At 64.2% G+C, this 22,222-nt stretch carries 18 protein-coding genes, 1 tRNA gene and 1 pseudogene; 5 read left to right on the top strand and 15 right to left on the bottom strand.

What is annotated here, in order from left to right; translation table 11 throughout:
* Positions 1 to 102 precede the first annotated feature (102 nt).
* From mctP to R2N11_RS04455, 5 genes are all read right to left on the bottom strand, one after another.
* Positions 103 to 1,611 (bottom strand): monocarboxylate uptake permease MctP, encoded by a 1,509-nt coding sequence (mctP, locus tag R2N11_RS04475; RefSeq protein ID WP_199030830.1) that lies wholly within the window; start codon positions 1,609 to 1,611, stop codon positions 103 to 105.
* On the bottom strand, positions 1,611 to 1,790 hold the full coding sequence (locus R2N11_RS04470) for a DUF3311 domain-containing protein (RefSeq protein ID WP_199030814.1): 180 nt from the start codon (positions 1,788 to 1,790) through the stop codon (positions 1,611 to 1,613). The genes mctP and R2N11_RS04470 overlap by 1 nt, the downstream gene beginning before the upstream one ends.
* A gap of 455 nt (positions 1,791 to 2,245) precedes the next feature.
* On the bottom strand, positions 2,246 to 5,338 hold the full coding sequence (locus R2N11_RS04465) for an autotransporter outer membrane beta-barrel domain-containing protein (protein WP_316680290.1): 3,093 nt from the start codon (positions 5,336 to 5,338) through the stop codon (positions 2,246 to 2,248).
* A gap of 744 nt (positions 5,339 to 6,082) precedes the next feature.
* Positions 6,083 to 6,772 carry a glutathione S-transferase family protein gene (locus R2N11_RS04460; protein WP_316680342.1) on the bottom strand — a complete coding sequence of 230 codons (690 nt, stop codon included), beginning with the start codon at positions 6,770 to 6,772 and terminating at the stop codon, positions 6,083 to 6,085.
* A gap of 98 nt (positions 6,773 to 6,870) precedes the next feature.
* The gene (locus R2N11_RS04455; RefSeq protein ID WP_430715411.1) at positions 6,871 to 8,247 is read right to left on the bottom strand and encodes an MFS transporter; all 1,377 of its coding nucleotides are present in this window, start codon (positions 8,245 to 8,247) and stop codon (positions 6,871 to 6,873) included.
* A gap of 126 nt (positions 8,248 to 8,373) precedes the next feature.
* On the opposite strand from R2N11_RS04455, the gene R2N11_RS04450 reads away from it, so the two are divergent.
* A complete protein-coding gene (locus R2N11_RS04450) occupies positions 8,374 to 9,099 on the top strand; it encodes an ArsR/SmtB family transcription factor (RefSeq protein WP_199030811.1) in 726 nt (241 codons plus the stop codon).
* Positions 9,100 to 9,108: 9 nt separating this feature from the next.
* Here R2N11_RS04450 and blaOXA read toward each other — a convergent pair whose 3' ends face one another.
* Positions 9,109 to 9,948, bottom strand: a complete 840-nt coding sequence (gene blaOXA / locus R2N11_RS04445; protein WP_316680284.1) for an OXA-22 family class D beta-lactamase — start codon at positions 9,946 to 9,948, stop codon at positions 9,109 to 9,111.
* Positions 9,949 to 10,139: 191 nt separating this feature from the next.
* Here blaOXA and R2N11_RS04440 point away from each other — a divergent pair.
* Both R2N11_RS04440 and R2N11_RS04435 read left to right on the top strand, forming a co-directional pair.
* A tRNA-Leu gene (locus R2N11_RS04440) sits at positions 10,140 to 10,224 on the top strand.
* A gap of 183 nt (positions 10,225 to 10,407) precedes the next feature.
* Positions 10,408 to 10,587 (top strand): annotated as a pseudogene (locus R2N11_RS04435) (antibiotic biosynthesis monooxygenase); the annotation flags it as partial.
* 138 nt (positions 10,588 to 10,725) lie between these two features.
* Here the strand turns inward: R2N11_RS04435 and R2N11_RS04430 are convergent.
* The 4 genes from R2N11_RS04430 to pip all read right to left on the bottom strand — a co-directional run bounded on the left by R2N11_RS04430 (position 10,726) and on the right by pip (position 14,505).
* The gene (locus R2N11_RS04430; protein WP_316680282.1) at positions 10,726 to 11,874 is read right to left on the bottom strand and encodes a DSD1 family PLP-dependent enzyme; all 1,149 of its coding nucleotides are present in this window, start codon (positions 11,872 to 11,874) and stop codon (positions 10,726 to 10,728) included.
* Positions 11,875 to 11,885: 11 nt separating this feature from the next.
* The gene (locus tag R2N11_RS04425) at positions 11,886 to 12,539 is read right to left on the bottom strand and encodes an HAD family hydrolase (protein WP_316680280.1); all 654 of its coding nucleotides are present in this window, start codon (positions 12,537 to 12,539) and stop codon (positions 11,886 to 11,888) included.
* 103 nt (positions 12,540 to 12,642) lie between these two features.
* On the bottom strand, positions 12,643 to 13,548 hold the full coding sequence (locus R2N11_RS04420; RefSeq protein WP_316680279.1) for a LysR family transcriptional regulator: 906 nt from the start codon (positions 13,546 to 13,548) through the stop codon (positions 12,643 to 12,645).
* A 3-nt stretch (positions 13,549 to 13,551) separates the two neighbouring features.
* A complete protein-coding gene (gene pip / locus R2N11_RS04415; protein ID WP_316680278.1) occupies positions 13,552 to 14,505 on the bottom strand; it encodes a prolyl aminopeptidase in 954 nt (317 codons plus the stop codon).
* Positions 14,506 to 14,700: 195 nt separating this feature from the next.
* Between pip and R2N11_RS04410 the strand changes: the two genes are divergently transcribed.
* On the top strand, positions 14,701 to 14,847 hold the full coding sequence (locus R2N11_RS04410) for a hypothetical protein (protein WP_316680277.1): 147 nt from the start codon (positions 14,701 to 14,703) through the stop codon (positions 14,845 to 14,847).
* 56 nt (positions 14,848 to 14,903) lie between these two features.
* Here the strand turns inward: R2N11_RS04410 and R2N11_RS04405 are convergent, their stop codons facing one another.
* The 5 genes from R2N11_RS04405 to R2N11_RS04385 all read right to left on the bottom strand — a co-directional run bounded on the left by R2N11_RS04405 (position 14,904) and on the right by R2N11_RS04385 (position 21,129).
* Entirely contained in the window at positions 14,904 to 15,590 is a 687-nt protein-coding gene (locus R2N11_RS04405; RefSeq protein WP_316680276.1) for a Fe2+-dependent dioxygenase, read from the bottom strand.
* A 59-nt stretch (positions 15,591 to 15,649) separates the two neighbouring features.
* A complete protein-coding gene (locus R2N11_RS04400; RefSeq protein ID WP_316680274.1) occupies positions 15,650 to 17,911 on the bottom strand; it encodes a TonB-dependent receptor in 2,262 nt (753 codons plus the stop codon).
* A gap of 326 nt (positions 17,912 to 18,237) precedes the next feature.
* Positions 18,238 to 19,644, bottom strand: coding sequence for a ClcB-like voltage-gated chloride channel protein (locus tag R2N11_RS04395; protein ID WP_199028118.1), 1,407 nt, complete (start codon positions 19,642 to 19,644; stop codon positions 18,238 to 18,240).
* Between the two features lie 61 nt (positions 19,645 to 19,705).
* Complete coding sequence (locus R2N11_RS04390; RefSeq protein ID WP_316680273.1) at positions 19,706 to 20,023, bottom strand: YciI family protein; 318 nt, start codon at positions 20,021 to 20,023, stop codon at positions 19,706 to 19,708.
* Positions 20,024 to 20,130: 107 nt separating this feature from the next.
* A complete protein-coding gene (locus R2N11_RS04385) occupies positions 20,131 to 21,129 on the bottom strand; it encodes a quinone oxidoreductase family protein (RefSeq protein ID WP_316680272.1) in 999 nt (332 codons plus the stop codon).
* Between the two features lie 198 nt (positions 21,130 to 21,327).
* Here R2N11_RS04385 and R2N11_RS04380 point away from each other — a divergent pair, with 198 nt between their 5' ends.
* Positions 21,328 to 22,200 carry a LysR family transcriptional regulator gene (locus R2N11_RS04380; RefSeq protein ID WP_199028120.1) on the top strand — a complete coding sequence of 291 codons (873 nt, stop codon included), beginning with the start codon at positions 21,328 to 21,330 and terminating at the stop codon, positions 22,198 to 22,200.
* Positions 22,201 to 22,222 lie beyond the last annotated feature (22 nt).

Here is a 22,222-nt window from a genome sequence, read left to right as displayed (position 1 = left end):
GGCTCGTTGCTGCCGTTTGGACTGCAATCGCACACCAAACAAAAAGGGCCGGCACCCCTCGGCACCGGCCCCTTCGTCACCGCAGATGCGCTAGCGCACCAATCAACTCGGCTGACGCACAGCGTGCGTTGCTTCCCCACGCTTGCCGAAGATCACCTGCACCACCACGGCCACCACGATGTTGAACACCAGCGCCGCCAGGCCCGTGTAGATGGTGTACTTGTCGCCACCAATCACGAACGTGTGCACCGGCTTGATACCGTCAGAAAACGCCAGCCAACTGCCGCTGATCATGCCAGCCGCCCAGCCTGCCAGGAGCGCCGGTGCGCGGAAGCGGTTGGACAGGTTGAACAGCCCGAACACCACCGACGGGAAGGTCTGCACGATCCACACGCCGCCCAGCAGTTGCAGGTCCAGCGCAAACTTGGTGGGCAGGAACAGGATGAACACCAGCGCGCCCGCCTTGACGATCAGCGAAATCACCTTGGCCACCTTCTCTTCGCCAGCCGGCGTCAGATCGGGCGTCACGTAGGGCTTCCAGAAGTTGCGCGTGAACAGGTTGGCTGCACCAATCGACATGACCGCCGCCGGCACCAGCGCACCGATGGCGATGGCCGAGAACGCAAAGCCCGTGAACCAGCTCGGGAACAGCGCGTTGAACAGCGCGGGCACCACGTCGTTGTTGTTGGTGACCTTGACGCCTGCGGCATAGGCCATGAAGCCCAGCAGCGCAATCAAACCCAGCAGCACCGTATAGGCGGGCAGGAACACGGCGTTCTTGCGGATGGTGTCTGCACTGCGCGCCGCAAAGATGCCAGTGAGCGTGTGCGGATACATGAACGCCGCCAGTGCCGAGCCAATGGCCAGCGTGGCGAACGGCAGGAACTGTGCAGACTTGAGCGTCAGGCCCGTGGCACCACCCTTAAGCGCGAATGCGTCGTGCGCCGAGGCAAACACCGCGCCATAGCCGCCCAGCTTGGCCGGCACCAGCACCACCGCCACCAGCACCACGATGTAGATCATGATGTCTTTGACGAAGGCGATGAGCGCTGGTGCGCGCAGACCAGCGGAGTACGTGTACAGCGCCAGGATCACGAACGCGGCGGCCAGCGGCAGCTCGCCCGTCAGGCCCAGCGCCTTGATCACGACCTCCATGCCGATGAGTTGCAGCGCGATGTAGGGCATCGTCGCCACCACGCCCGTCAGCGCCACCGCAAACTCCAGCGGGCGCGAGCCGTAGCGGCCGTACACCGCATCAGCCGCCGTAACGTGGCCTTTGGCATGCGCCACCTTCCACAGCTTGGGCATGATCAGGAAGACGATCGGGTACACCAGGATCGTGTACGGCAGCGCAAAAAAGCCATACGCGCCCACCGCGTACACGAGTGCCGGCACGGCAATCACGGTATAGGCGGTGTAGAAATCGCCGCCCACCAGGAACCACGTGATCCAGGTGCCGAAGTTGCGGCCGCCCAGCCCCCACTCGTCAATGTGTGCGCCCTTGTCGGACTGCCCACGCTGCCAGCGCGAAGCGATGAAGCCCAGCACCGTGACCAGCGCGAAGAAGAAGACAAAGACCGCGAGCGCAGTCCAGTTGATCTGTCCGTCCATCATTCTTCTCCTTTGCTCTGACCGTTCTTGAAGACGATCCAGATCAGCAGCGAGGTGATCGGCACCCACAGGAACTGGTACCAGTAGAAGAACGGAAAGCCGAAGAGCGTGGGTGTTTCCTGGTTGTAGAACGGCACCCAAAGCAGGCCGATGAATGGCAATGCGAGCAAGTACTTCATGGGTTGTCTCCTGATGCTCGAGGGACTTCGGTTGTTGTTGTGAAGCGGTGAGGTGCCACGCGCGCCGCGTGATCGGTCGGAATGCTGAGGAAGTGCTTTCCGTCGTTTTTGTTATCCGGCGCACTGTGATCGCGCCATCCCCGCAATGCCATCCGCACCTGTACGCACTCACCACACGTAGTACTACGTAGTAAGCGTAGGCTTTTCGTGTGAAATAACCAATCGCTAAGGTTGGCGCGGGTTTCCTAGGGTTTTCACGAATTCCAGCCTCCCCACTTGAACACGGGATGCATGAGAAAAACTTGCAAGCCGGCCATCACACCGCGTGGTACCAAGCAAAACGGGGAACCACCGGCATAGGCCGGGGCTCCCCGTTGTGGTTGTCGCGTTGCAGCAGAACCCCCAGCGTGGCCGGGGGTATTCATGCGGCGCGTGTTGCCGGCGGCGCTAGCGCATTACCAATTCCAGCGCAGGCCGAGCTTGCCGTCGTAGCCATGCAGGCGGCCATCGGTGCTGATCTGGTAGCCCACGCTGGCATAGAACGATGCCGTGCGCGTGAACTGCGCCGTCACACCCGCCTGCAGGTCCGCCACGGTAGCCGGCATACTCGAGGTGAACGGCACCCAACCGTTGGCCGACGAGAACGATGTCGTGGTCGTGCCGCGGAACTCCTGCCACACGCTCGCCCGGAACCACGTCGAACGCGGACGCTCAGGCGACTCGCCCCAGTCCTTCGCCACCCGCACGCCCACGCGGCCCAGCAACGATTGCGCGTTGCCAAAGTGCACCTGTGCGGCCGGATCGGCGCCATCTGCCAGGCCGATGCGCTGATAGATCAACTGCGCCTGCGGCTCGACGCGCCAGCGGTTCTCCAGCGCAATCGGGTAACCCGTTTCCAGCGACAGCGCATAGCCCAGGCCATGCGAGGTCAGCCCAGCCATGCGCGTCGGCGACGACGTCACGTCGTAGCGCGTGCCCTGCGCAACCGCGTCGACGTACCAGTCGTTGGGGCTGAAGTGCGTCCAGTAGACACCCACCGTGGTGGCGTTGATGGCGTTGCTGCCGGCATCGGTGCCATCAGCGTGCGTCACATCGCCGGTGATGCGGCCGGTGGAGAACATCACGCCCGCGTGGTCGCGGCTGTTGTCGGCGTTCTGCGCGCGGTAGACATCGCCACCGAGCTGCACGGCGGCCAGCTTGTAGTCGAACGCCGGGCCATCTACGCCGTAAATGCCGCCGTCCGACATGCGGCTGCCCTTCTGGCCGATCACGCGAGCCCAACCGCCATTGAACGCCTTGTCACCGTTCGGCACACCGGTGCGCAGCAGGGTTTCATCGCCCACGCGCTCGTGCAGCGTGTCGAGCATGGCGCGGCTGTACATGAGCGCCATCGACGGCACGGCGGTGTACAGCGACACCTCGGGTCGGTAGTTCGGCACCTCAGGCGTCGGCGTGGTGCCAGTGCCGCCGCCGTTCGGGTCTGGGGTCACGTTTGGTGTGGGCGGGTTCGGGTCGGGGGTCACGTTCGGCGTGGGGTCCGGGTCCGGAGCCGGGCGCGTCGAACGCAGGTACCAGCTATCCGCCGAGCCATTGCCACCGCGATGCAGCGTGTACTCATACGGCCCGGCAACCACCGGTGCGCCCAGCGCAAACGCACCCGCCTGCGTGGTCGCGCCATTGATGGCCACCACGACCGGAATGCCGTTGCCCGTGGTCTGCGCACCCGCGCCACCCACGTTGGTGATGCGCACGGCCGTGTTGCCCGCAGCGCCACCGCCCGACAGCACCAGCTGGTCGGTCGGCGAGTTGTCGGCGCCCAGTTGTGTGTTGAGCGCCAGCGTGCCGCCCGCGCCCATGAAGCCGCCGGTGACAGCCAAACGATTGCCCACGCCTGCGCCGCCAACTTGCATCAGGCCCGTATTGAACAGCGCGCCGTTGATGGTGAATATGCCCGTGCCTGCGCCGGTACCTGCCAGCGACGGTACCGCATCGGCTACCGCCAGCGTGCCGTCGTTGCGCACGCTACCGGTCACCGTGCCAAAGCCGCCCAGCGTGGCGCCGCTGTTGACCAGCGTCGAGCCCGCCAGCGACGCATTGCCGTGCGTGGCATCGCCCACCACCAGCGTGCCGGCCGCGACAGTCGTGCCGCCGCCAACACTGTTGCTGCCGTTGAGGGTCAGCACGCCGCTGCCAAGCTTGGTGAGCGCACCGCTGCCCGTGATGCCCTGCGACAGCGTCGACGCAAAGCCCTGCGTATCGATCGTGCCGCCGCCCGCATTGAGCGTGACAGCACGCGTGCCGGCCAAGTCGAGATTCTGGTTCAGTTGCAGCGTGCCGCCGTTGAACGACAGCCCACCGGTGGCTGCGCCCAGCGCGTTGTCTGCGCCAATAGCCACCGTGCCACCGTTGATGCTGGTGCCACCGGTGTACGTGTTGCCGCCAGCGGCCGTGGGCGCCAGTGTCAAAGTGCCGGCGCCGGTCTTCTCGACCGCGCCCGTGCCGGAGATCAACCCCGCGTAGGTGCCGGCGTCCGGCTGGTCAAAGCGCACCAGGCCGTTGTTGACGATGGTCGGCATCAGACTCTGCGCGCGCCCTTGCAGCGTGCCCGCCGCATCCACGGTGATGTTGCCGGTGTAAGCAGCGTTGTTGCCGGTAAGAATGAGCGTGCCCTGCTGCACGGAGGCGCTCTGCACGCCGCTCACGGTGCCGGTCAGCGTCCAGGTGCCGGTATCGTTCTTGATGAGCGTCTGGAAGTTGCTGATGTTGCCGGGCAATGCGCTGTCACCCGTGCCACTCAGGTAAATCGTGTTGGAACCGCCACCGCCGTCGAAATTGCCGGTGATGGTCGAGCCCGTGTACAGGCGCAGCGTGTCGTCGCCGCCCGCAAACACGAGGTTGCCGCGCACGATGCCCTTGTTGGTGAAATCCACGCTGGCATTGCCGGCGCTGCCGATCACGTTGCCGGGCGCCTGGATCACGCCCGTCTCGTTGTTGACGATGGTGTTGCTGCCGCTCAGGTTGTCGAACCAGATGGCGGCGGCGTTGTTCGAGCGGATCGTCCCATTGTTGATGACGGTGTTGCCCGAGCCCATCACGTTGACGGCCTCGCCATTGTTCTGCCGGCCGTTGGACAGCACGCTGCCGCCCTCGGCAACCGTAAGGGTGCCGTTGTTGCGGAACTCGATCGTGTTGTTGCCGGTGTTGAACAGGCCCGGACCGCTGGTCGCGTTGTTGCTGACGGTGGCACCGCCCTGCACGTTGATGTTGGCGTTGTCGCGCAGGCTGATAGCGTTGGCGCTGCCCACGCTGATCGTGCTGCCAGTCTGGACCGTTACCGTGCGGTTGTCTTCAACGGCCTTGTTGCCGGTACCGACGGTTTGCGTCCACGGATTGGGGTTGGTGGTATCGCACGTGGTGACCGCACCAGAAGTGACACACGCCGCCTTGGCCGCGATGGCAAACAGTGTCAGGGGCGACGCAACCAGCGCCATGGACAGCATGCGTTGTCGCTCGCGACGGCGAGAGACCAGTTTGGACGATGTAGGCATATTGATTTCCCGTGCCCGCACCGCCAGCAAGAACCCCGCACACCACGCCCTACCGGACCTGACACGCAAAGCTCCGCCAGCGGAGCAGACACCGCTCCGAGAAACAATCGATGGATGAATGGAAAACGAACTTCCCCGTTCGTCGCCGCCTTGCATCCGGCGCACGACAGCGGCGTGGCCGGTGGGCGGACGGGCCGCTCTATTGGCGGCGGCTCCGTCAAGCCCGCAAACGATTCAGTTGCACGGTCCCGGTGGGTGTGCAGGCGACACTGATTCGTCAATGGAGTGCATTGTGGGCGCCCTCGGCGCACCAAAATTCAACAAATGTAAAATTACTGCTCAGGCATATAAGTGATTGCGGAGATGCAAAAGCTGGCCATCTCGCACACTCACCTAACTTAATTTAGGCATTTTTATTTGGCGAAATTCAGACGGATGTTTTATCAATTTACGACGAAACATCGAGCGCATTATTTTAATTTTCATCGCCAAACAATTGAATCCGATGCTTTCTTCGCAAATCGTTTGCGACACCTCGAAAACCCTTACCAGCAAAGGACCATCACCAATCCACTGAATATTTATAAGCACTCGTTTACTTAGAGCAATCCTTCGAAAACGCACTCTTTTTTAAAATTTTTTTCAATCTCCTCAAAGGAACCCTTGTAATGTCGCCGCATCAACCAGCTTTCTCATCCCACTTAGCCCGGCACTCCCCTCGCCGGGTATTTTTTTTGGTGGGCTTCAATTGACCGTACCTGCGACCGTCCGTCGCGACAATGCTGAGCCTCGCGTCAGTAGGAATGTCCGCAGACGCGCTGCGTAGTCCACATCTACGGCATCGCGCACAGAAGGTCGAGCCGCCAGTGCGCTGCGCCATGCACCGACTTTCGGCAGTTCATCCAACACGCCGAACGCATCGATCGTGTCGAACACGTCGAAGTAGCGGAACACGGGTCCGAACACGGCATCGACCATGCAAAAGCGTGCGCCATCAAAATAAGGGCCGTCGCCCAACTCGGCCTCCAGTTGCGTAAAGCGCCGGCGCAGGTCTTGGGCACGCGCAGCAAGCGCTGCATCATCCGGCGCGGTATAGAACGCAGCAATGCCGTTCAGCACAGCGGAACCGAACTCCATCCATGCTCGATGCTGCGCGCGGGCCAGCGGCGCCTCGGGGTGCAGGCGTGGTGCTTCGCGCTGTATCTGGGCTTCATCCAGGTATTCGCAGATGACGGCGGATTCGAAGATGGGCGTATCGCCCGCCAATAGCACGGGCGTCTTGCCCAGCGGCGAGATACGCAGAAACCAGTCGGGCTTGTCAGCGAGGTCAATGTCGCGGCGCGTGAACGGCACGCCTTTCTCGTGCAGGACGATGGCGGCGCGCTGCACGTATGGGCACAGCGGATGGCTGACGAGGGTGAGTTGCAATGGCACGGGCGGCTCCAGCGTGTGGATGTCCGCTTGACTGTAGAGCCGCGCCCGCACCGCGAGAATGCGCGACGCTGCAAAGCGTGTATGCGCCAGCGCAATGCTCAGCGGCGCGCGGCACCGTGCAGCCAGGCCACGGCGGCGCACACAAGCTGCACCATGCCCCCGCTCAGCATCGCCATGCGCAGGCCCTGCGCGCCTCCGCCATACACGGCGTACACCGCGCCCAGGATCGCCACGCCCAGCGTCGCACCGCTCATGCGCGCCACGTTGACCAGCGCGGAGGCCGTGCCCGAACGTTCGGGCCCCACCGCACCCACGGCAGTGTTCATCAACGGCCCGGTGGCAAAGCCCATGCCGAGCCCGGTCAGCGCCAGCCCAATCGCTGTTGGCACGATGGACACATCACCGGCAAACCCACCCAGCGTCAGCAACCCCAGCGCGATGATGCCCACGCCACCGGCCATCGCCAGCCGCGCACCAAAGCGACGTACCACCACGCCCGAGGTGGGCGACACCACCATGAACACCACCGCCATCGGCATCAGTGCGATGCCTGCACCGGTCACGCTGAAGCGCCCGGTGCTTTGCCACATGAGCGGCAGCAGGAAGAGCGCGCCGTACATGCCAAAGGTCATGCCTGCCGTCGCGACAACGGCACCCCGGAAGTCACGGACGCGGAAGAGATCCAGCGGCACCAGCGCCGCACTGCCATGACGCGCTTCCACATAGATGAACCACACAAGCGCGCCAAGGGCCGCCGCCAGCACGCAGATAGCCAAGCGCCAGTCCTGATGCGCCTCAATGGCGGCAAAGGCCAAGCCACCCAGCGTGATGGCACCCAGCACCTGCGCCAACGCATCGAACCGGCGGTGCGTGGCATCCGACGATTCCGGCACCACACGTACGGCCAGCACCATGGCAACCATGCTCACCGGCACCACCACCCAGAACACCGCACTCCAGCCGAAGTGCGTAACGAGCAAACCGCCTACCGTCGGGCCGATCGTCATGGCCAAGCCGTTGCATGCCGCCCAGACGCCCAATGCGTGCCCGCGTTCGACCGGGTCCCTCCACACCACCCGCAGGATCGCCAATGACGCCGGCAGCATCAGCGACGCCCCTAACCCCGCCAGCGCCCTCGCACCAATCAACCAGTTGATGGACGGCGCCAGCGCACACAGCACGGAAGCCACCGAAAACACCACCGCCCCTGATACGAACGCGCGCCGCCGCCCATATAGGTCCGCCAGCAGGCCGCCGGTGAGCAGCAGCGTGGCGTAGGCCAGGTTGTAGGCGTCGATTACCCACTGCAGCGGACCGACGCCCGCATGAAAGACCTGGCCGATCGGGCGCACGGCCAGGTTGACCACGGCGGTGTCGATCTGCGCGACCAGCACGGCCATCGACAACACGCACAGCACCAGCCGTTTGTGTGGCACAGGGCCGGTGTGCGCCTGTTGCAACGTCATGCCATCCATCTTCGGACTCCACCCAAGGGAACAATGACCCGAGCGTAGTGCCGGCACCCCGGATGACGTTTCGACGCGTGTCGAAGCATCGCGGCACGGGCGTCCCTAGAATGGACACAACTCGAGGAGTCCGACATGTCCCATCTGAACAGCTTTTCCGGCACGGCCTTCCTGATCGCCGACCCGGCACGTGCCGCCATGCTCACAGCACTGCTCGACGGGCGCGCGCTACCTGCGGGCGAGCTGGCACATGCCGCCGGCGTCACTGCGCAGACGGCAAGCACGCACCTGGCCAAGCTGCTCGACGGCGGCCTGCTGGCAGTGGAGACGGAAGGACGGCACCGGTATTTCCGGCTGGCCGGTGGGCACGTGGCGCAAGCGCTGGAACACCTTGCCGCCATCACACCAGCGGCAGCCGTGCGGCGCACGGCACCGGGCCCCAAGGCGCGCGAACTGGGCTTCTGCCGCTGCTGCTACGACCATCTTGCCGGGCAGGTTGGCGTGGCCGTCACGCAGGCGCTGCAATCGCACGGCTATCTGCTGCCGATGCCCGACAAGCAGTACGAGATCAGCGCGGCGGGCGTCATCTGGTTTGGCAACATCGGGCTCGACGTGCGCGGCATCCGCCCAACCCGGCGTGGGCTGGCACGGCAATGCCTGGATTGGACCGAACGCACGCATCACCTGGCGGGGCCGCTGGGCGTGCAGTTCCTGCATCGGCTGTGTGACGCAGGCTGGATGCTGCGCTCGCGCAACTCACGCGCGGTGTTGGTGACGCCCAAGGGCTGGCAGGAACTGCATCAGCGCCTGGGCGTGGATGAAGCGACGGTGCGCAGCGAGGCAAAGCACCGTCATACGTGACCCTGCGGTTCAGTGGTCCGCAAAGGCCAATACTTCTGGCAGACGCGCCAGTAGCGCATCGCGCGAGCGCAAGCCTCCTGATGTCGGTTCAAGCTTGTTGTCCTGAATCAGGTTTGCAAACACGTAGGTCCGACTGTCGTCACCCGTGCCCTTCTTCGCCCAGCCGACAAACCAGCCGTAAGCGTGCGCCTGGTCCCACGTGCCGTCGGGGGACGTGTTGCCGGGGCCCGGCCCTGCGGTGCCGGTCTTGCCCTGCACGGCCCAGCCACCCGGCACCGGCCAGGTCTGCACCGCGCGCTCGACCATCTCGTACGTATGCGCAGACACCGGCAACTGGCGATTGACGATCTTGCGCATGAAGCCCACCTGCTCCTCCGGCGAGATCTTCAGCGACGAGGTGATCCACGAGCGATCCAGACCGTTGTTCTTCCCCGGGTCGCCGCTCGCATCCATGTTGCCGTAGTCGAACTTGCGCAGGTACGACTGCAACGTCTGCGCACCCATTGCATGCGTGATGCGCTGCGAATACCAGACCACCGAGTACTTGAGCCACAGCGTAGGGTCGATGGGCTGGTGCCAGGCCTCGCCACCCCAATCGGGGTCGCCGGCCTTCATGTGCTCGACGGGGGCATGCTCGTCTTTCAGGAAGCCGTGGTCGTAGCCCATGACGGCCAGCGCCAGCTTGAAGGTGGACGCGGGCGTGACACGTTCGGTGCACTGGCCTTCGTGCAGAACGACCTTGCCGGTGGCCGCATCGGCGACGATCGTGCAGATCGTGCGCTCGGCATGGGCAAAGGTGGCAAGCGCGGCCAGCAGGGCGCCGGTCGCGGCGTGGCGGAGTTTCATCATCGATCAACCTCGAGAACGGGAAAGAATGGACTGCGGAAAACTGCGCGGCAGCGTAGCAGCGGGGCCACCATTCCATGGACCGCCACACGCGTAACGGCTGTAACGCTCGTGCGCCTGGCGGGGCGAAATTCCCTTCGTTCAAGAAAGGCTTGCAAATTTCGCGGGGGGCTGTAAAATGCGCCGCTCACCTAGCCCAGGTGGCGGAATTGGTAGACGCACTAGTTTCAGGTACTAGCGGGTAACTCCGTGGAGGTTCGAGTCCTCTCCTGGGCACCAAACACAGTCCTCAGCGGTTCGAGGGCGAACAAAAACCCGCGTGGCGACAAGCTTCGCGGGTTTTTGCTTTTCTGGCGCCCAGCCAACTCCTCGCAAACATCACCAAGACTCAGCGCAGCAACGTCACCACCTCCGGATTAAATGCATCGATGGCGCTGCCGCATGTTTCGTCGGCCGGCACACTGGCGGAACAAAGCATCACTGATGGCATTTGCCACCGCCCCAAAGCATCTGGACGCAAAACGACAGTTTCGGAAGTGGTATGGCGGATATCACGTCGTCATATCGAAAGTGGAGCGAGCGTATGGAGACGGGTCCGTTGAGCATTTCGTGCCCGGTTCAAGGCGATCGAAACTCCGTTGATCCTTGCCTCTTTGCAGCGTCGGTCTGGGTGCGGGTGCTTGCATCGCCGCCGAGCGCCTGCTGACAGGCGGAGTCCATGCGTCGGCGAAACGCTCAGCGGTCCAACGCGGTCCTGAAACGCAGGCGACCTGGCGGTGCTCACCAGCCGTGAAACCGTCCCCACACTTCCACTCCGCCGCGCGACGACACCGCGTGATACTCGGGAAACTGCGCACCCGTTGCGCACGCGTGGTTCGGCAGGATGCGCAGCTTTGTCCCGGCGGGAAAGCGTGTCGCAAGATCATCGCGAACCGAGCCGTCGCTCGCGGCCAGGATGCCGTGTTCCTGGTTCGCGCCGATCAGCGTGAGCCCGTCGAACAGCGTGCCATCGAGCGCGCAGGGTTGACCGTAGCCGAAGTCGTGCAACTGCTTGGCCGTACCACGGTCACGGCTCATGGCCATCCAGCCCGCATCGACGATCACCCAACCCTTGTCCGCTTGATGACCGATCACGGTGGTCAGTACGCTCAGGGCAATCTCATCGATCTTGCACACGCCCACGTTGTGCATGACCAGATCGAAGAACACGTAGACACCCGCGCGCACTTCGGTCACGCCTTCCAGATGCTCCGCAGCCAAAGCAGTCGGTGTGGAGCCAACGCTGACTGCTGTGCACGGAATACCCGCCTCGCGCAAGCGCTGCGCGGCGCGCACGCAACCGGCGCGCTCCTGCTCGGCCAGCGCAGCAAGCGCGGCCTGGTCATGCAAGTCGTAGCTGGAGCCAGCGTGCGTCATCACGCCGCCCACCTTGATGCCGCCGTCCTGCAGGATGCGGCCGACCTCCAGCAACGCATCCTGCTCGGGCGTAATGCCGGAGCGGTGGCCATCGGTGTCGACTTCGATCCACACCTCGCTGCACTCGCCATGGGTGCGGTAGTGGTCGACCACGGCCTGGGCGGCCTCTACGTTGTCCACGACGAGCTTGAGGTGGCAGCCCTGTCGATACAACGCCATCGCGCGCGGCAACTTGGCGGCAACGATGCCCACGGCATACAGAATGTCGATAATGCCGGCGGCAAAGAACGCCTCGGCCTCCTTCAATGTCGAGACGGTAATGCCCTGCGCGCCGGCCGCCACCTGCGCGCGCACCACGTCGAGGCACTTGGTGGTCTTTACGTGCGGACGGAATGTCACGCCCAGCGCGTTCATGCGCTGCTGCATGCGCGCAATGTTGTGCTGCATGCGCGGCAGGTCGATGACTGCAGCGGGCGTGTCGAGTGCATCTAGGGTGATCGTGCTGGAGGTCATGGTTGCGCTCCTCATTCGGTAAAGCGGCTGGCCCAGGGCACAAGCCCGTCCAGTGTCGGCGATTCGATTTCCGGCGGCTGCGCGTCGTCTACCAGCGAGAGGCCGATGCGGTTGTGCCAGTAGGTGCGCAAACCCATCGCTGCCGTGCCGAACATGTCATAGCTGGAACCGGCCACAAACGCGGCATCTGCCGCCTCCACACCAAGCTGTTCCAGCGCCATGCGATACGGTCTGGGATCGGGCTTGTAGACGCCCGCCTGCTCGGCGGTGACAACGACATCCCATGCAACGGGCAACCGCGCTGCCGCCAGCCGGCCCAGCCGCTCCGAGCAGTTGGTCACGACGGCCAGCTTGCAGTGCGGTTGCAGTTGCTTCAGCGCTTGGGCAGCGCCGCTCCAGGGTTCAAGCTGTAACCAGCCGGCTTCCAGAGCATCGGGGGCCGAGGCCGGCAAACCGACGTTCTGCGCCGCCTCCCGCACCATGACCTCATAGGGGACGTACACGCCGCAGCCGTATGTGAGCCGCAGATACTCCGCGCGCCACGTACGGCCAGCCTGCTGCGTGCCAGCAGCACAATCCCACAATGACCACGAATCCAGCAGCGCAGTCAGCAGGTCGAACAGGATGGCCTTGGGATAGCCCGGGGAAGAAGTGGAGGAGTTCACGCGTGGCACCTGCAAATCGGCGTTGATCGGTGCGACCGATTGTAGGCAGCGCTGGCGGGCTTTAGGTGAAGCTGGTTTGATTCAAAGATTCAGCACTGCTGCATCATGCGCGCCACGGCGGCTGTGGTTTGAAGCGGCTTTGCAAGAACTGCATGAAGTGGCGCGTGCGCTGCGGCAGCCCCGCGCGATTGTGCGTGAGTGCAATCACGTTGGCGTCGGGCGCCTTCCAGCCCGGCAACAGACGCACCAGCCGGCCGGCGCGCAGATCGTCCGCTACATCCCATTCGGAGCGCAAAATCGCGCCACGCCCCTCGCAGGCCCAGCGGCGGATCACATCGCCGTCATTGCAGATCAGCTTGGCTTGCACGCGCACGCTACGGCTCGTCCGGCCCCTGCTGAAATGCCAGAGCGACATATCTTCCTTGTTCTCGCGCAGCACGATGCAGGGCAGCGCGGCGAGATCGTCGGGCGTCTCGGGCAAGCCATGGCGCTTGATGAACGCGGGCGACGCACAAAGCAACCGCGCATTCGGCGCAATCGCATAGCCCACGAGGTTGGACACCTGCAGCGCACCGATATGGACAACCACATCAAAGCGCTCAGCGGCTTCCGTCAATGGGGCATCGGAGAGCGTCAGTTCGATGTCGACGTCGGGATGCTCCTGCTGAAAGTCGCTGATGACCGGTGCGATATAGCGCCGCCCGAAACCCAGCGGCGCATTGACCTTGAGCGTCCCCACCAAGCCACCCTGGCGCGTTTGCAGATCCTCCGACAACGCATCGAGCTGCCGGATCAGTTCCGCACCGCGCTCGCACAGCAGTGCACCCTCTTGCGTAAAGCGCAGGCTGCGCGCGGTGCGGTCAACAAGCCGCACGCCCAGTTTCTTTTCCAACTGCTGCAAACGCTGCGACACCGCCGATGGCGTCAGGCCCAACGCCCGCGCCGTGGCAACCAGGCTGCCGTTTTCCTGGATGGCCAGCAGGAAGCGTAGATCGGCGGAGTCGGTCATGGCTTACTTGCCGGCAAAGCGATCGGTAGCGGCAACAAGCTGATCGAGGATGCCGGGTTCGCTCCATGCATGACCCGCGCCTTCGATCAGGTGGAAATCCGCGTCGGGCCACGCCTGGTGCAGCGCATACGCGTAGCGCACCGGACACGGCATGTCGTAGCGGCCGTGCACGATCACACCTGGAATGCCGGCCAGCTTGTGCGCCTCGCGCAGCAACTGCCCTTCCTCCAGCCAGCACTGGTGGGTGAAGTAGTGGTTCTCCAGCCGTGCGAAAGCCAGCGCGAAATGGTCGTCGGCGTGCTTGGCGCTGTTGCTCGGGTCAGGCAGCAGCGTGATGGTCTCGCCTTCCCAGACGCTCCAGGCGCGGGCGGCTTCGATCTGCTTGGCGACGTCGTCGCCGGTAAGCACCTTGCGGTAGGCGGCAATCATGTTGTCACGCTCCGCCTCGGGGATGGGCGCCTGAAAGCATACCCATTTCTCGGGGAACATCTCCGACACGCCGAACTGGTAGTACCAGCGCAGCTCTGCCTGCGTAACGGTGTAGATACCGCGCAGCACCAGCGCGCTCACACATTCGGGATGCTTCTGCGCGTAGGCCAGCGCCAGCGTTGAGCCCCAGGAGCCGCCGAACACGAGCCAGCGCTCCGCACCGGCAATGGCACGCAGGCGCTCAATGTCATCTACAAGATGCCAGGTGGTGTTGGCCTCCAACCCCGCATGTGGGGTCGAGCGCCCGCAGCCGCGCTGGTCAAACAGCATCACGTCATAGCGTGCCGGGTCAAACAGGCGGCGGTGGTCGGCCGAGATGCCGCCGCCCGGCCCGCCGTGCAGAAACACCGCTGGCTTGGCACCGGGCGTGCCGACGCGCTCGTAGTAGATGGTGTGGCCATCGCCCACATCGAGCATGCCGGTTTCGTACGGTTCGATGGGCGGATACAGCGTGCGCAGTGCAGACATGGTCGGTCAGGATGGCTGTGAGTGACGCACGAGTGTAGCGCTGTCCCGGTTGCGGACGCGCCGGGCTTGGCCAGCGGCGACTCAATCACATTGCTGTGGTGACCGGGCCACATCGCCGGCCATGAATTTGCTGCGTCGCAATATTGCGACTAACATTAGGGTAATCCCTAGGTTATCGCTCAGAAAGGAATCGCCATGAAAGCCTCCGCACTCAACACCGCCCCCACGTCCCGCCTTGCTCGCTTCTGGCAAATCCTGCGCCGTGAAGCCTCGCGCGCCATCGCGCTGCACGTGGAAAGCTGCGGCATGATGGCCGAGCTGTATCGCCGTTCGGGCCGCTAAGCCCGCTTGCGTTTTTGCGCCGCACCATTCTTAGGATGTGACGCGAGCCCCTCAGCTCAGGTCTCAGTCCACTGCCGCATCAGGTTGTGATACACGCCGATCAGCGTGCGGCGCGCGGTGGCATCCGCGTCAGTCTGGTTAAGCGTCTGGATCGCGTTGTCCAGGTCGAACAGCATGGCGCGCTGCGCGTCATCGCGAATCAGGCTTTGGATCCAGAAGAAGCTCGCCACGCGCACGCCGCGTGTGATGGGTGTGACCTGATGCAGGCTCGTGGCCGGGTAGATCACCAAGTCGCCGGCATTGAGCTTGATGCTGTGCATGCCGTAGGTGTCTTCGATCTGCAGTTCGCCGCCGTCGTAGCTGGCCGGGTCTGACAGAAACAGCGTGGCCGAGATGTCCGTGCGCAGCTTGGCACCGTTGTGCGGGTGGATGCGCACGCTGCCATCCACGTGCGCGCCGAAGGTCATGCCCTCGCCGTAGCGGTTGAACATTGGCGGGTACACCACGTTCGGCAACGCTGCGCTGATGAAGCGCGGGTGCCGCTCCAGCACGCTCAGAATGAGCTGCTGGCACTGCAGGGCGACTTCGGTGCGCTCATCAATCTGCTGGTTGTTCTTGACCGGCGCCCCTGAATAGCCGGCCGACACGCGGCCATCCACCCAGGCATCGCCCGCGTTGTCGAGCAGCTCGCGCAGCGCAGCCACCTGCGCGGCGTTGAAGACGTTGGGAATACAGACAAGCATGGTGCGTGCGCCAATCAAGCGGTGAGGGACGGGGCCTGAAGGTCCATCCCTCCAAGCCGTTACATGCGATACACCACCGACAGCATCGCCGCGCGGCCGGTACCCGGCACGGCGCGACCGCCATCGGACGGAATCAGCGCATCGTAATACGTCTTGTTGAACAGGTTGAACACGTTCAGGCGCACGTCGTACTTGGGCTGGTGGTAGGCCAGCATCGCATCCCAGCGCACGAAGCCGCCCACCTGCACGGTGTCGGTGTTGTTGGCGTAGCGCTGCGACATGTAGAACGCGCCCGCACCCACTTCCCAGTTCGGCATGAAGGTGTAGCTCGTCCACACCGTAGCAGCATGCTTGGGTGTGTTGGCCGGCGCCATGCCCTGCGTGCCCGCGGCGATACCGTTGACGATCTCCGCATCCAGGTACGTGTAGCCCGCGAAGATCTGCAGCTTGTCGGTCACGTGGCCCGTGGCACCCAGGCGCGCGCCGCGCACGCGAATCTTGCCGGCAGAGGTGTACGTCGTGCTGTCGATTTGCGTGCGCGCGTTGTCCTTGGTGATCTGGAACACCGCCGACGACACCGACAAGTCGCCATTGAGCAAATCCCATTTGCCGCCGGCTTCATACGATTTGTTCTTCTCCGGGTCCAGATTCTGCTGACCCGTCGTACCCACCAGTTGCTCCAATGACGGGTTGAACGAGGTGCCGTACGACACGTAGTACGACTGCCAGTCCGTCGGCTGCCAGATGCCACCCAGGCGCGTGCTGACGAAGTTCACCGTCTGCTGCGCATACGGTAGCGCGGTGATCTTGGCCGATGCCGGCGTGTTGGCCGCGTTCAGCGAGTTCGAAATGCTGGCGATGTAGCGGTCATAGCGCAGACCCGCCACCGCCTTCCACTGCTTGGTGAACTCGATCGAATCGTTGAAGTACGCCGCCACCGTGTTGGCAGAACCACCCTGCACGTTGCCCAGCATGGACGGCGCATTCGACGGCGAGTTCGTATAGCTCGGGCTCACCAGCGGCTCGCACGACACAAACCCGCTCGTCATGCTCGACTGCACCAGCGGCGTGCCGTTGCACGAGCCGTTGCGATAGTAGTTCTGGTTGTCGTAGCCATCGTGGCCGAACTCGGTGCCCACCAGCAGCGTGTGTTTGACTGAGCCCGTATCGAACTTGGCCGTCAGCTCGGTCTGGTTGAACAGCGAGTAGTCACGGATGCGACGGTCGTGGCTTTGCAGGCGTACCGACAACGCAGACAGCGGCAGATTGCTGTTGGTCAGCGCCGTGAACACGCCCGTCGGGCTCACCGTGCCAACCGCATTGGGCGCCGTCTCGCGCGCATCGGTCTGCACGTAGTTGAACTGCGTCTGGTTGCGCAAGCGCAGGTTGGGCGAGAACTTGTGGTCGATATTGGCCGAAAATGCAGCCACGTCCTGCGTGGTGCGGTCGTCCGTGAAGCCGTAGTACGTCTTCGGATCAACGTTGACCGGGTGGCCGTTGAGGTTCGGCACGCCGTAGTCAGGCATGTCGCGGTTGTGCTGCAGCAGCGCGGAGAGGGTCACTTCGGTGGGCGTACCGATGCCGAAGCGCCACGACGGCGCAATGCCGAAGTCCTGCGCGGTCATCTCGTCGCGGGTGCTGGTCTTGCCGTTCTGCGCCATGGCAGCCACGCGGAAGGCAGACGTATCGGACGTCGGCGTGTTGACATCTACCGTGGTACGCACCAGGCCATTGGTGGTAACCGAGCCGGTGATTTCCGTGGCCGCCTTCAGCGACGGCTTCTTCGTCACCTGGTTGATGACGCCGCCGGTTGAACCCCGCCCGAACAGCATCGACGACGGGCCCATCAGCACTTCCACCGAATCGAGGGCGAACAGATCACGGTAGTACTGGCCGCGATCGCGAAAGCCATCCAGGTAGATGTCGGTGCGCGCCGAAAAACCGTTCAGGTTGATGTTGTTGCCGATCTGCCCGCCCTCGGCCGCGCCGATGGTGATGCCCGGCACATTGCGCAGCGCATCGGCCAGCGAGCTGGCGCCCTGCGCATCGGTCAGTGCCTTGGGCACCACCGTCACCGACTGCGGAATGTCGCGCAGGTTCTCGGGCAGCTTGGAGATCGAACTTTTGGCGGCGTTGTAGTCATCACGCGGGGCGGTGGCCTTGACCACGGCCTCGGGCAGCGTAGCCGTGGCAGTGGCGGCGCTGTTGGCAACGACAGGAGTGGATGCGGCTTGCTGAGCGAGTGCGACGGCAGGCGTGGCAAACAAAGCCAGCAGGGCGCTGGCGACGGGCCTGGGGTTCAGGCGATTGGGGCGGTTCATCTGGGTGGTTTCTCCGGGCGGCGCCCTTCCTTCTGGATGCCAGCCGCTGCGGAACGCCCTCCTGCGCCCGTGCCGCCGTGCACAAGAGCGCACTACGAAATGCGGACGCAAATATAAATGATAATGATTCGCAACAGCAATCAATTATCACATTTTCTATGAAAAGTTCCTGAAAACGCACACCATAAAGCGATCCAAAGATCGCTTTTGCTTGGGTTTTGCTGAGAAAACACGCTTGTTGCCGTGTGGAAAGCGTGTCTGGGTTCGCGAGCGACGCAGAAATCGGCGGAGCGTACCTATTTCTGCGTACCGCTCGAAGCCGGGGACTACGGCAAGGGCTGGGCACCCTCACCCGCATCCTCGTGCGCTTCCTTTTTGTTCTGCGCCAGCGCCCGCGCATACACCGACGGCGCACCCGCCGCATGCGCAGTCACGTAGCCGGTGATGCACGCCAGCATGAGCGGCAGCACCACTTGGTACGACAGCGTCATCTCAAAGATCATCAGGATCGACATGAGCGGTGCATGCGTGGTGGCCGCCAGCAACGCGCCCATACCGACCACCGCATAGCTGATCGGAACCGGCGCCGCTCCCGGCAGCAGCGCGTGCATGCCTGTGCCGTACAGCAAGCCCAGCGCCGCACCACAGAACAGCGTGGGCGTGAACACACCGCCCACCGCGCCCGAACCCGCGCTGGCCGCCGTCGCCACGACCTTGCAGATCAGCACCAGCGCCACGGTCTGCCACAGCCACGGCTGGTGCAGGAAGCTGTTGACCACGCTGTAGCCGTTGCCCCAGACCTCAGGCAATTGCGTCGACAGCGCACCAACGATCAGCCCACCCAGTGCCAACCGCAACGTCAGCGGCAACTTGGTACGGGCAAAGGCATCACGTGCGCGGTCAATCAGCCCCAACAGCAGCGGTCCCGCCATGCCTGCCGCCAGGCCGAGCCCCAGATAGGTCAGCACTTCCCAGCCAGACACGAAATCGAAATGCGGCATCTCGTAGACCGCGCCGTACCCGAAGAACTGGCGCAACACGATGTCGGCGGTCACGGCCGACACCAGCAGCGGCCCCAGCGTGGCCGTGGTGATGACCCCGAAGACGATCTCGCTCACGAACACGGCGCCTGAGATCGGCGCGTTGTAGGCGGAGGTGATACCAGCTGCCGCCCCACACGCAACCAGCAGACGCAGTTGCTCGACTGAGACCGGTCTGATGTGCCCAAACCCGCGCCTCAGCACGCGCCCCAGCAGCGAACCGCACATCGCCGCCAGTTGCACCATCGGCCCTTCCCGCCCGATGGACGCACCACTGGCCACCGAACACAGCGACGACGCACTGCGTACCAAGCTCTGCCGCGCGCTCAACACACCGTCGCCCACAGCGATGGCTTCCATATAGTCTTCCGAGCCCTTGCGTGGAATCCACTTCAGCCCGACCTGCAGCGTAAGGCCCGCCAGCACGCCGCCGATGGCCGGCACCAGCAGGCGCGCCCACCACGGCAGTGCGCGGGCCGTGGCCACCAGCCCCTGATCGGTGCCGGAGAGCCACCACTGCAGCTGGCGCAGGCACTCGCGAAACAGAATCGTCGACAAGGCGCCCGCGCAGCCGATCACGGCAGCGTAGACAAACACCAGATGTTCGCTGCCGAACGGCAACCGCGCGACCACGCGCTGCCACCACGCTGGGCGCGGTGATGGGGTGGGCGATGGCGTTGGTGTATCCGGAATGTGGGTCATGACGGCCCCGTAAACGGCAGACCATCATGATAGCGGGCGAGTTGCGCAGGGATTACGCCGGCGTATGCACGGCGCCATCAACAAACCACGCTTGCGGCAAGCCAGCCACGCGCCGGTTCGGGCTCCATGCAATGACGCGCACATCGGCCAGGTGTTCCAGCACAAAAGGATCGCGCGCCACGATGGCATCGATCTCCTCGCGTGACGCGGCGCGCGCGAGGATGGCGCCGCCTTCGCGCGGGACCAGCGGTCCGGACATCAGGAAGTGCCCGCTCGCGTAGTGCGTGTCCAGGTGTTGGCGATGGGCGGGCAGCACGCGGTCCATCTCGGACAACGGTGCGCGATAGGCGAAAAGAATCAGGTACAGCATGGGAGGACTCTTGTGCATGATGCGTGAAGGGGGTAATACGACGCGCCGCGAGGCACCACACTGCCGAGCACCTCGCAGAAACGGGTACGCCGCAGAAATGGGTACGGTCATGGTCGCAGCAGCAATGCTCCAGAGGTTTGGCCGGCCTCCAGCGCCGCGTGCGCAGTGGCCGCCTCTTCAAGCGCATAGGTACCGCCCACCGGCACGTGCACACCTTCGAGCATGCGTTGCAACGCGGCCTGCGCACCGGCGCGGTAGCGCGAGAGATCCGCCATGTAGCGGAACACGCCCGGCCGCGCCAGCGCAATGGAACGCGATGGCCCCAACTCAGAGAGGTCAAGAGTGTGCGTTTGCGTATTGCCGACATCGCTCGCCTGGCCGATGCTCGCCACCATGCCGAATGGCCGCGTCACTGACAGAGACGTTTGCAACATCGCCCCGCCTACACCGTCAATGGCGTAGTCGACGCCTTCACCATCGGTCAATTGCAGCACGGCTTCACGCACGTCCTGCTGGCGGTACAGCACGACGTGGTCTGCGCCATGGCCGAGTGCGGTGGCCGCCTTGGCCTCGCTGCCGACTGTACCGATCACGCGCGCACCCAGGCGCTTCGCCCACTGCACCAGCAGCAGGCCCAGGCCACCGGCTGCCGCATGCACGAGTACCGTGTCGCCCGCCTGTACCCGGCGTACCCGAGACAGCAGCATGTGCGCGGTGATGCCGCGCAGTAGCGTAGCGGCGACGGTTTCGTCGTCCAGCGCATCCGGCAGCGCGATCGCGCGCTCCGCAGGAATGTTGCGATGGCTTGCATAACCGCCGGGCGCGCCGTCCATCAGCCCGGCCCAGGCCACACGCTGGCCGACCACAAAGCCGCGCACGTCCGACCCCAGTGCTTCCACCACCCCGACGCCTTCCACTCCCAACACCGCGGGAAACGCCGGCACCGGGTACAGCCCGGCACGGTGATATACGTCAACAAAGTTCACACCGATGGCGGTGTGGCGCACCGTCAGTGCATTGGGTGCAGGTGGTGAAAGCATCAGGCTGGCGGGCTGCAAACCCAATGCAGAAGCGGGTTCACGAAGTTGAATGACCTTGGCATGCATGACAAATGTCCTCGCAGAAATGGGTACGCTTTTCAGTTTCATGACGATGGGTATTGCTGCCGTCATGTTGTGAAACAAGCGTATTCCGTTCAGAATCGCCCGGGAATTCTCAAAAACTGAGCATCTTCTGTGCAAAAAAGCCCGGATCGACCGAAACGCATGCTCACAAGTGCGGTGGTGGCCGAATCTTCTTCCTCCTTGCAGTGGGATGACGTGCGCTACTTCCTTGTGCTGGCGCGTGAGGGCAGCCTGTCGGCCGCAGCGCGGCGGCTGGCGGTGGAGCACACCACTGTGGCGCGGCGTGCCGATGCGCTGGAGCAATCGCTGGGCGTGCGGTTGTTCGACCGCCTGCCGCGCGGCTGGCGCCTGACCGCCGAGGGCAGTGCGCTGGCCGAGCGCGCCGAGCGCATGGAGCAGGAGGCCGCCGGCTTCGCCCGCGCAGCGGCGGGTGCGGGCAGCCTGCGCGGGACGGTGCGCATCTCGGCGCCGCCCACCATCGCGAGCCACTTCATTGCACCGCACTTGGCCGCGCTGCACCGCCAGTGGCCGGGCATCAGCCTGGTCCTGCTGGGCGAGACGCGCAACGCCAACCTGATGGCACACGAGGCCGATCTCGCCATCCGGCTGTCGCGCCCGACTGCATCCACGCTGGCCACGCGGCCGCTAGGCGATCTCGGCTATGGGCTGTATGCAATGCCTGAGGTACTGGCGCAACCCGAAGCGGAATGGGAGTTCATCGGCTATGACGAGCGCCTGCGCCACGTGCCGCAGCAACGCTGGCTGGATGAGTACGCAGGCGAACGCCGCGTGGTCCTGCGTTGTAGCGATCTGGCGGCAATCCACCAGGCAGCACTCGCCGGACTGGGTGTGGCAGCGCTTCCGCACTTCCTGGGCGCACCCGCAGAAACGGGTACGCTTTTGCGCCGATTGCCGGTCGACCACCCCGCACTGCACCGGGAAATCTGGTTGGCGATCCACCCCGATGTGCGCCGCTCCCCGCGCGTGCGGGCGGTGGCCGATGCGCTGATCGCGTTATTCGACGCACAGCGGCACGTTTTAGCGGGGCATTGAACGTACGCAGAAACAGGTACGC

It is taken from the genome of Ralstonia flaminis (assembly GCF_958415495.1).
Taxonomy (GTDB): Bacteria; Pseudomonadota; Gammaproteobacteria; order Burkholderiales; family Burkholderiaceae; genus Ralstonia; species Ralstonia flaminis.
Note: the sequence above shows the minus strand (reverse complement) of the source record. Positions and strands in the feature narration are given on the sequence as shown.

What these genes read in the sequence shown, in the direction of transcription:
- R2N11_RS04410 (WP_316680277.1), top strand. Translation starts at nt 14,701, where the DNA reads ATGAAAGCCTCCGCACTCAACACCGCCCCCACGTCCCGCCTTGCTCGC.
- R2N11_RS04420 (WP_316680279.1), bottom strand. Translation starts at nt 13,548, where the DNA reads ATGACCGACTCCGCCGATCTACGCTTCCTGCTGGCCATCCAGGAAAAC.
- R2N11_RS04465 (WP_316680290.1), bottom strand. Translation starts at nt 5,338, where the DNA reads ATGCCTACATCGTCCAAACTGGTCTCTCGCCGTCGCGAGCGACAACGC.
- R2N11_RS04430 (WP_316680282.1), bottom strand. Translation starts at nt 11,874, where the DNA reads ATGACCTCCAGCACGATCACCCTAGATGCACTCGACACGCCCGCTGCA.
- R2N11_RS04385 (WP_316680272.1), bottom strand. Translation starts at nt 21,129, where the DNA reads ATGCATGCCAAGGTCATTCAACTTCGTGAACCCGCTTCTGCATTGGGT.
- R2N11_RS04405 (WP_316680276.1), bottom strand. Translation starts at nt 15,590, where the DNA reads ATGCTTGTCTGTATTCCCAACGTCTTCAACGCCGCGCAGGTGGCTGCG.
- R2N11_RS04390 (WP_316680273.1), bottom strand. Translation starts at nt 20,023, where the DNA reads ATGCTGTACCTGATTCTTTTCGCCTATCGCGCACCGTTGTCCGAGATG.
- R2N11_RS04450 (WP_199030811.1), top strand. Translation starts at nt 8,374, where the DNA reads ATGTCCCATCTGAACAGCTTTTCCGGCACGGCCTTCCTGATCGCCGAC.
- R2N11_RS04400 (WP_316680274.1), bottom strand. Translation starts at nt 17,911, where the DNA reads ATGAACCGCCCCAATCGCCTGAACCCCAGGCCCGTCGCCAGCGCCCTG.
- mctP (WP_199030830.1), bottom strand. Translation starts at nt 1,611, where the DNA reads ATGGACGGACAGATCAACTGGACTGCGCTCGCGGTCTTTGTCTTCTTC.
- R2N11_RS04470 (WP_199030814.1), bottom strand. Translation starts at nt 1,790, where the DNA reads ATGAAGTACTTGCTCGCATTGCCATTCATCGGCCTGCTTTGGGTGCCG.
- R2N11_RS04455 (WP_430715411.1), bottom strand. Translation starts at nt 8,247, where the DNA reads ATGGATGGCATGACGTTGCAACAGGCGCACACCGGCCCTGTGCCACAC.
- pip (WP_316680278.1), bottom strand. Translation starts at nt 14,505, where the DNA reads ATGTCTGCACTGCGCACGCTGTATCCGCCCATCGAACCGTACGAAACC.
- blaOXA (WP_316680284.1), bottom strand. Translation starts at nt 9,948, where the DNA reads ATGATGAAACTCCGCCACGCCGCGACCGGCGCCCTGCTGGCCGCGCTT.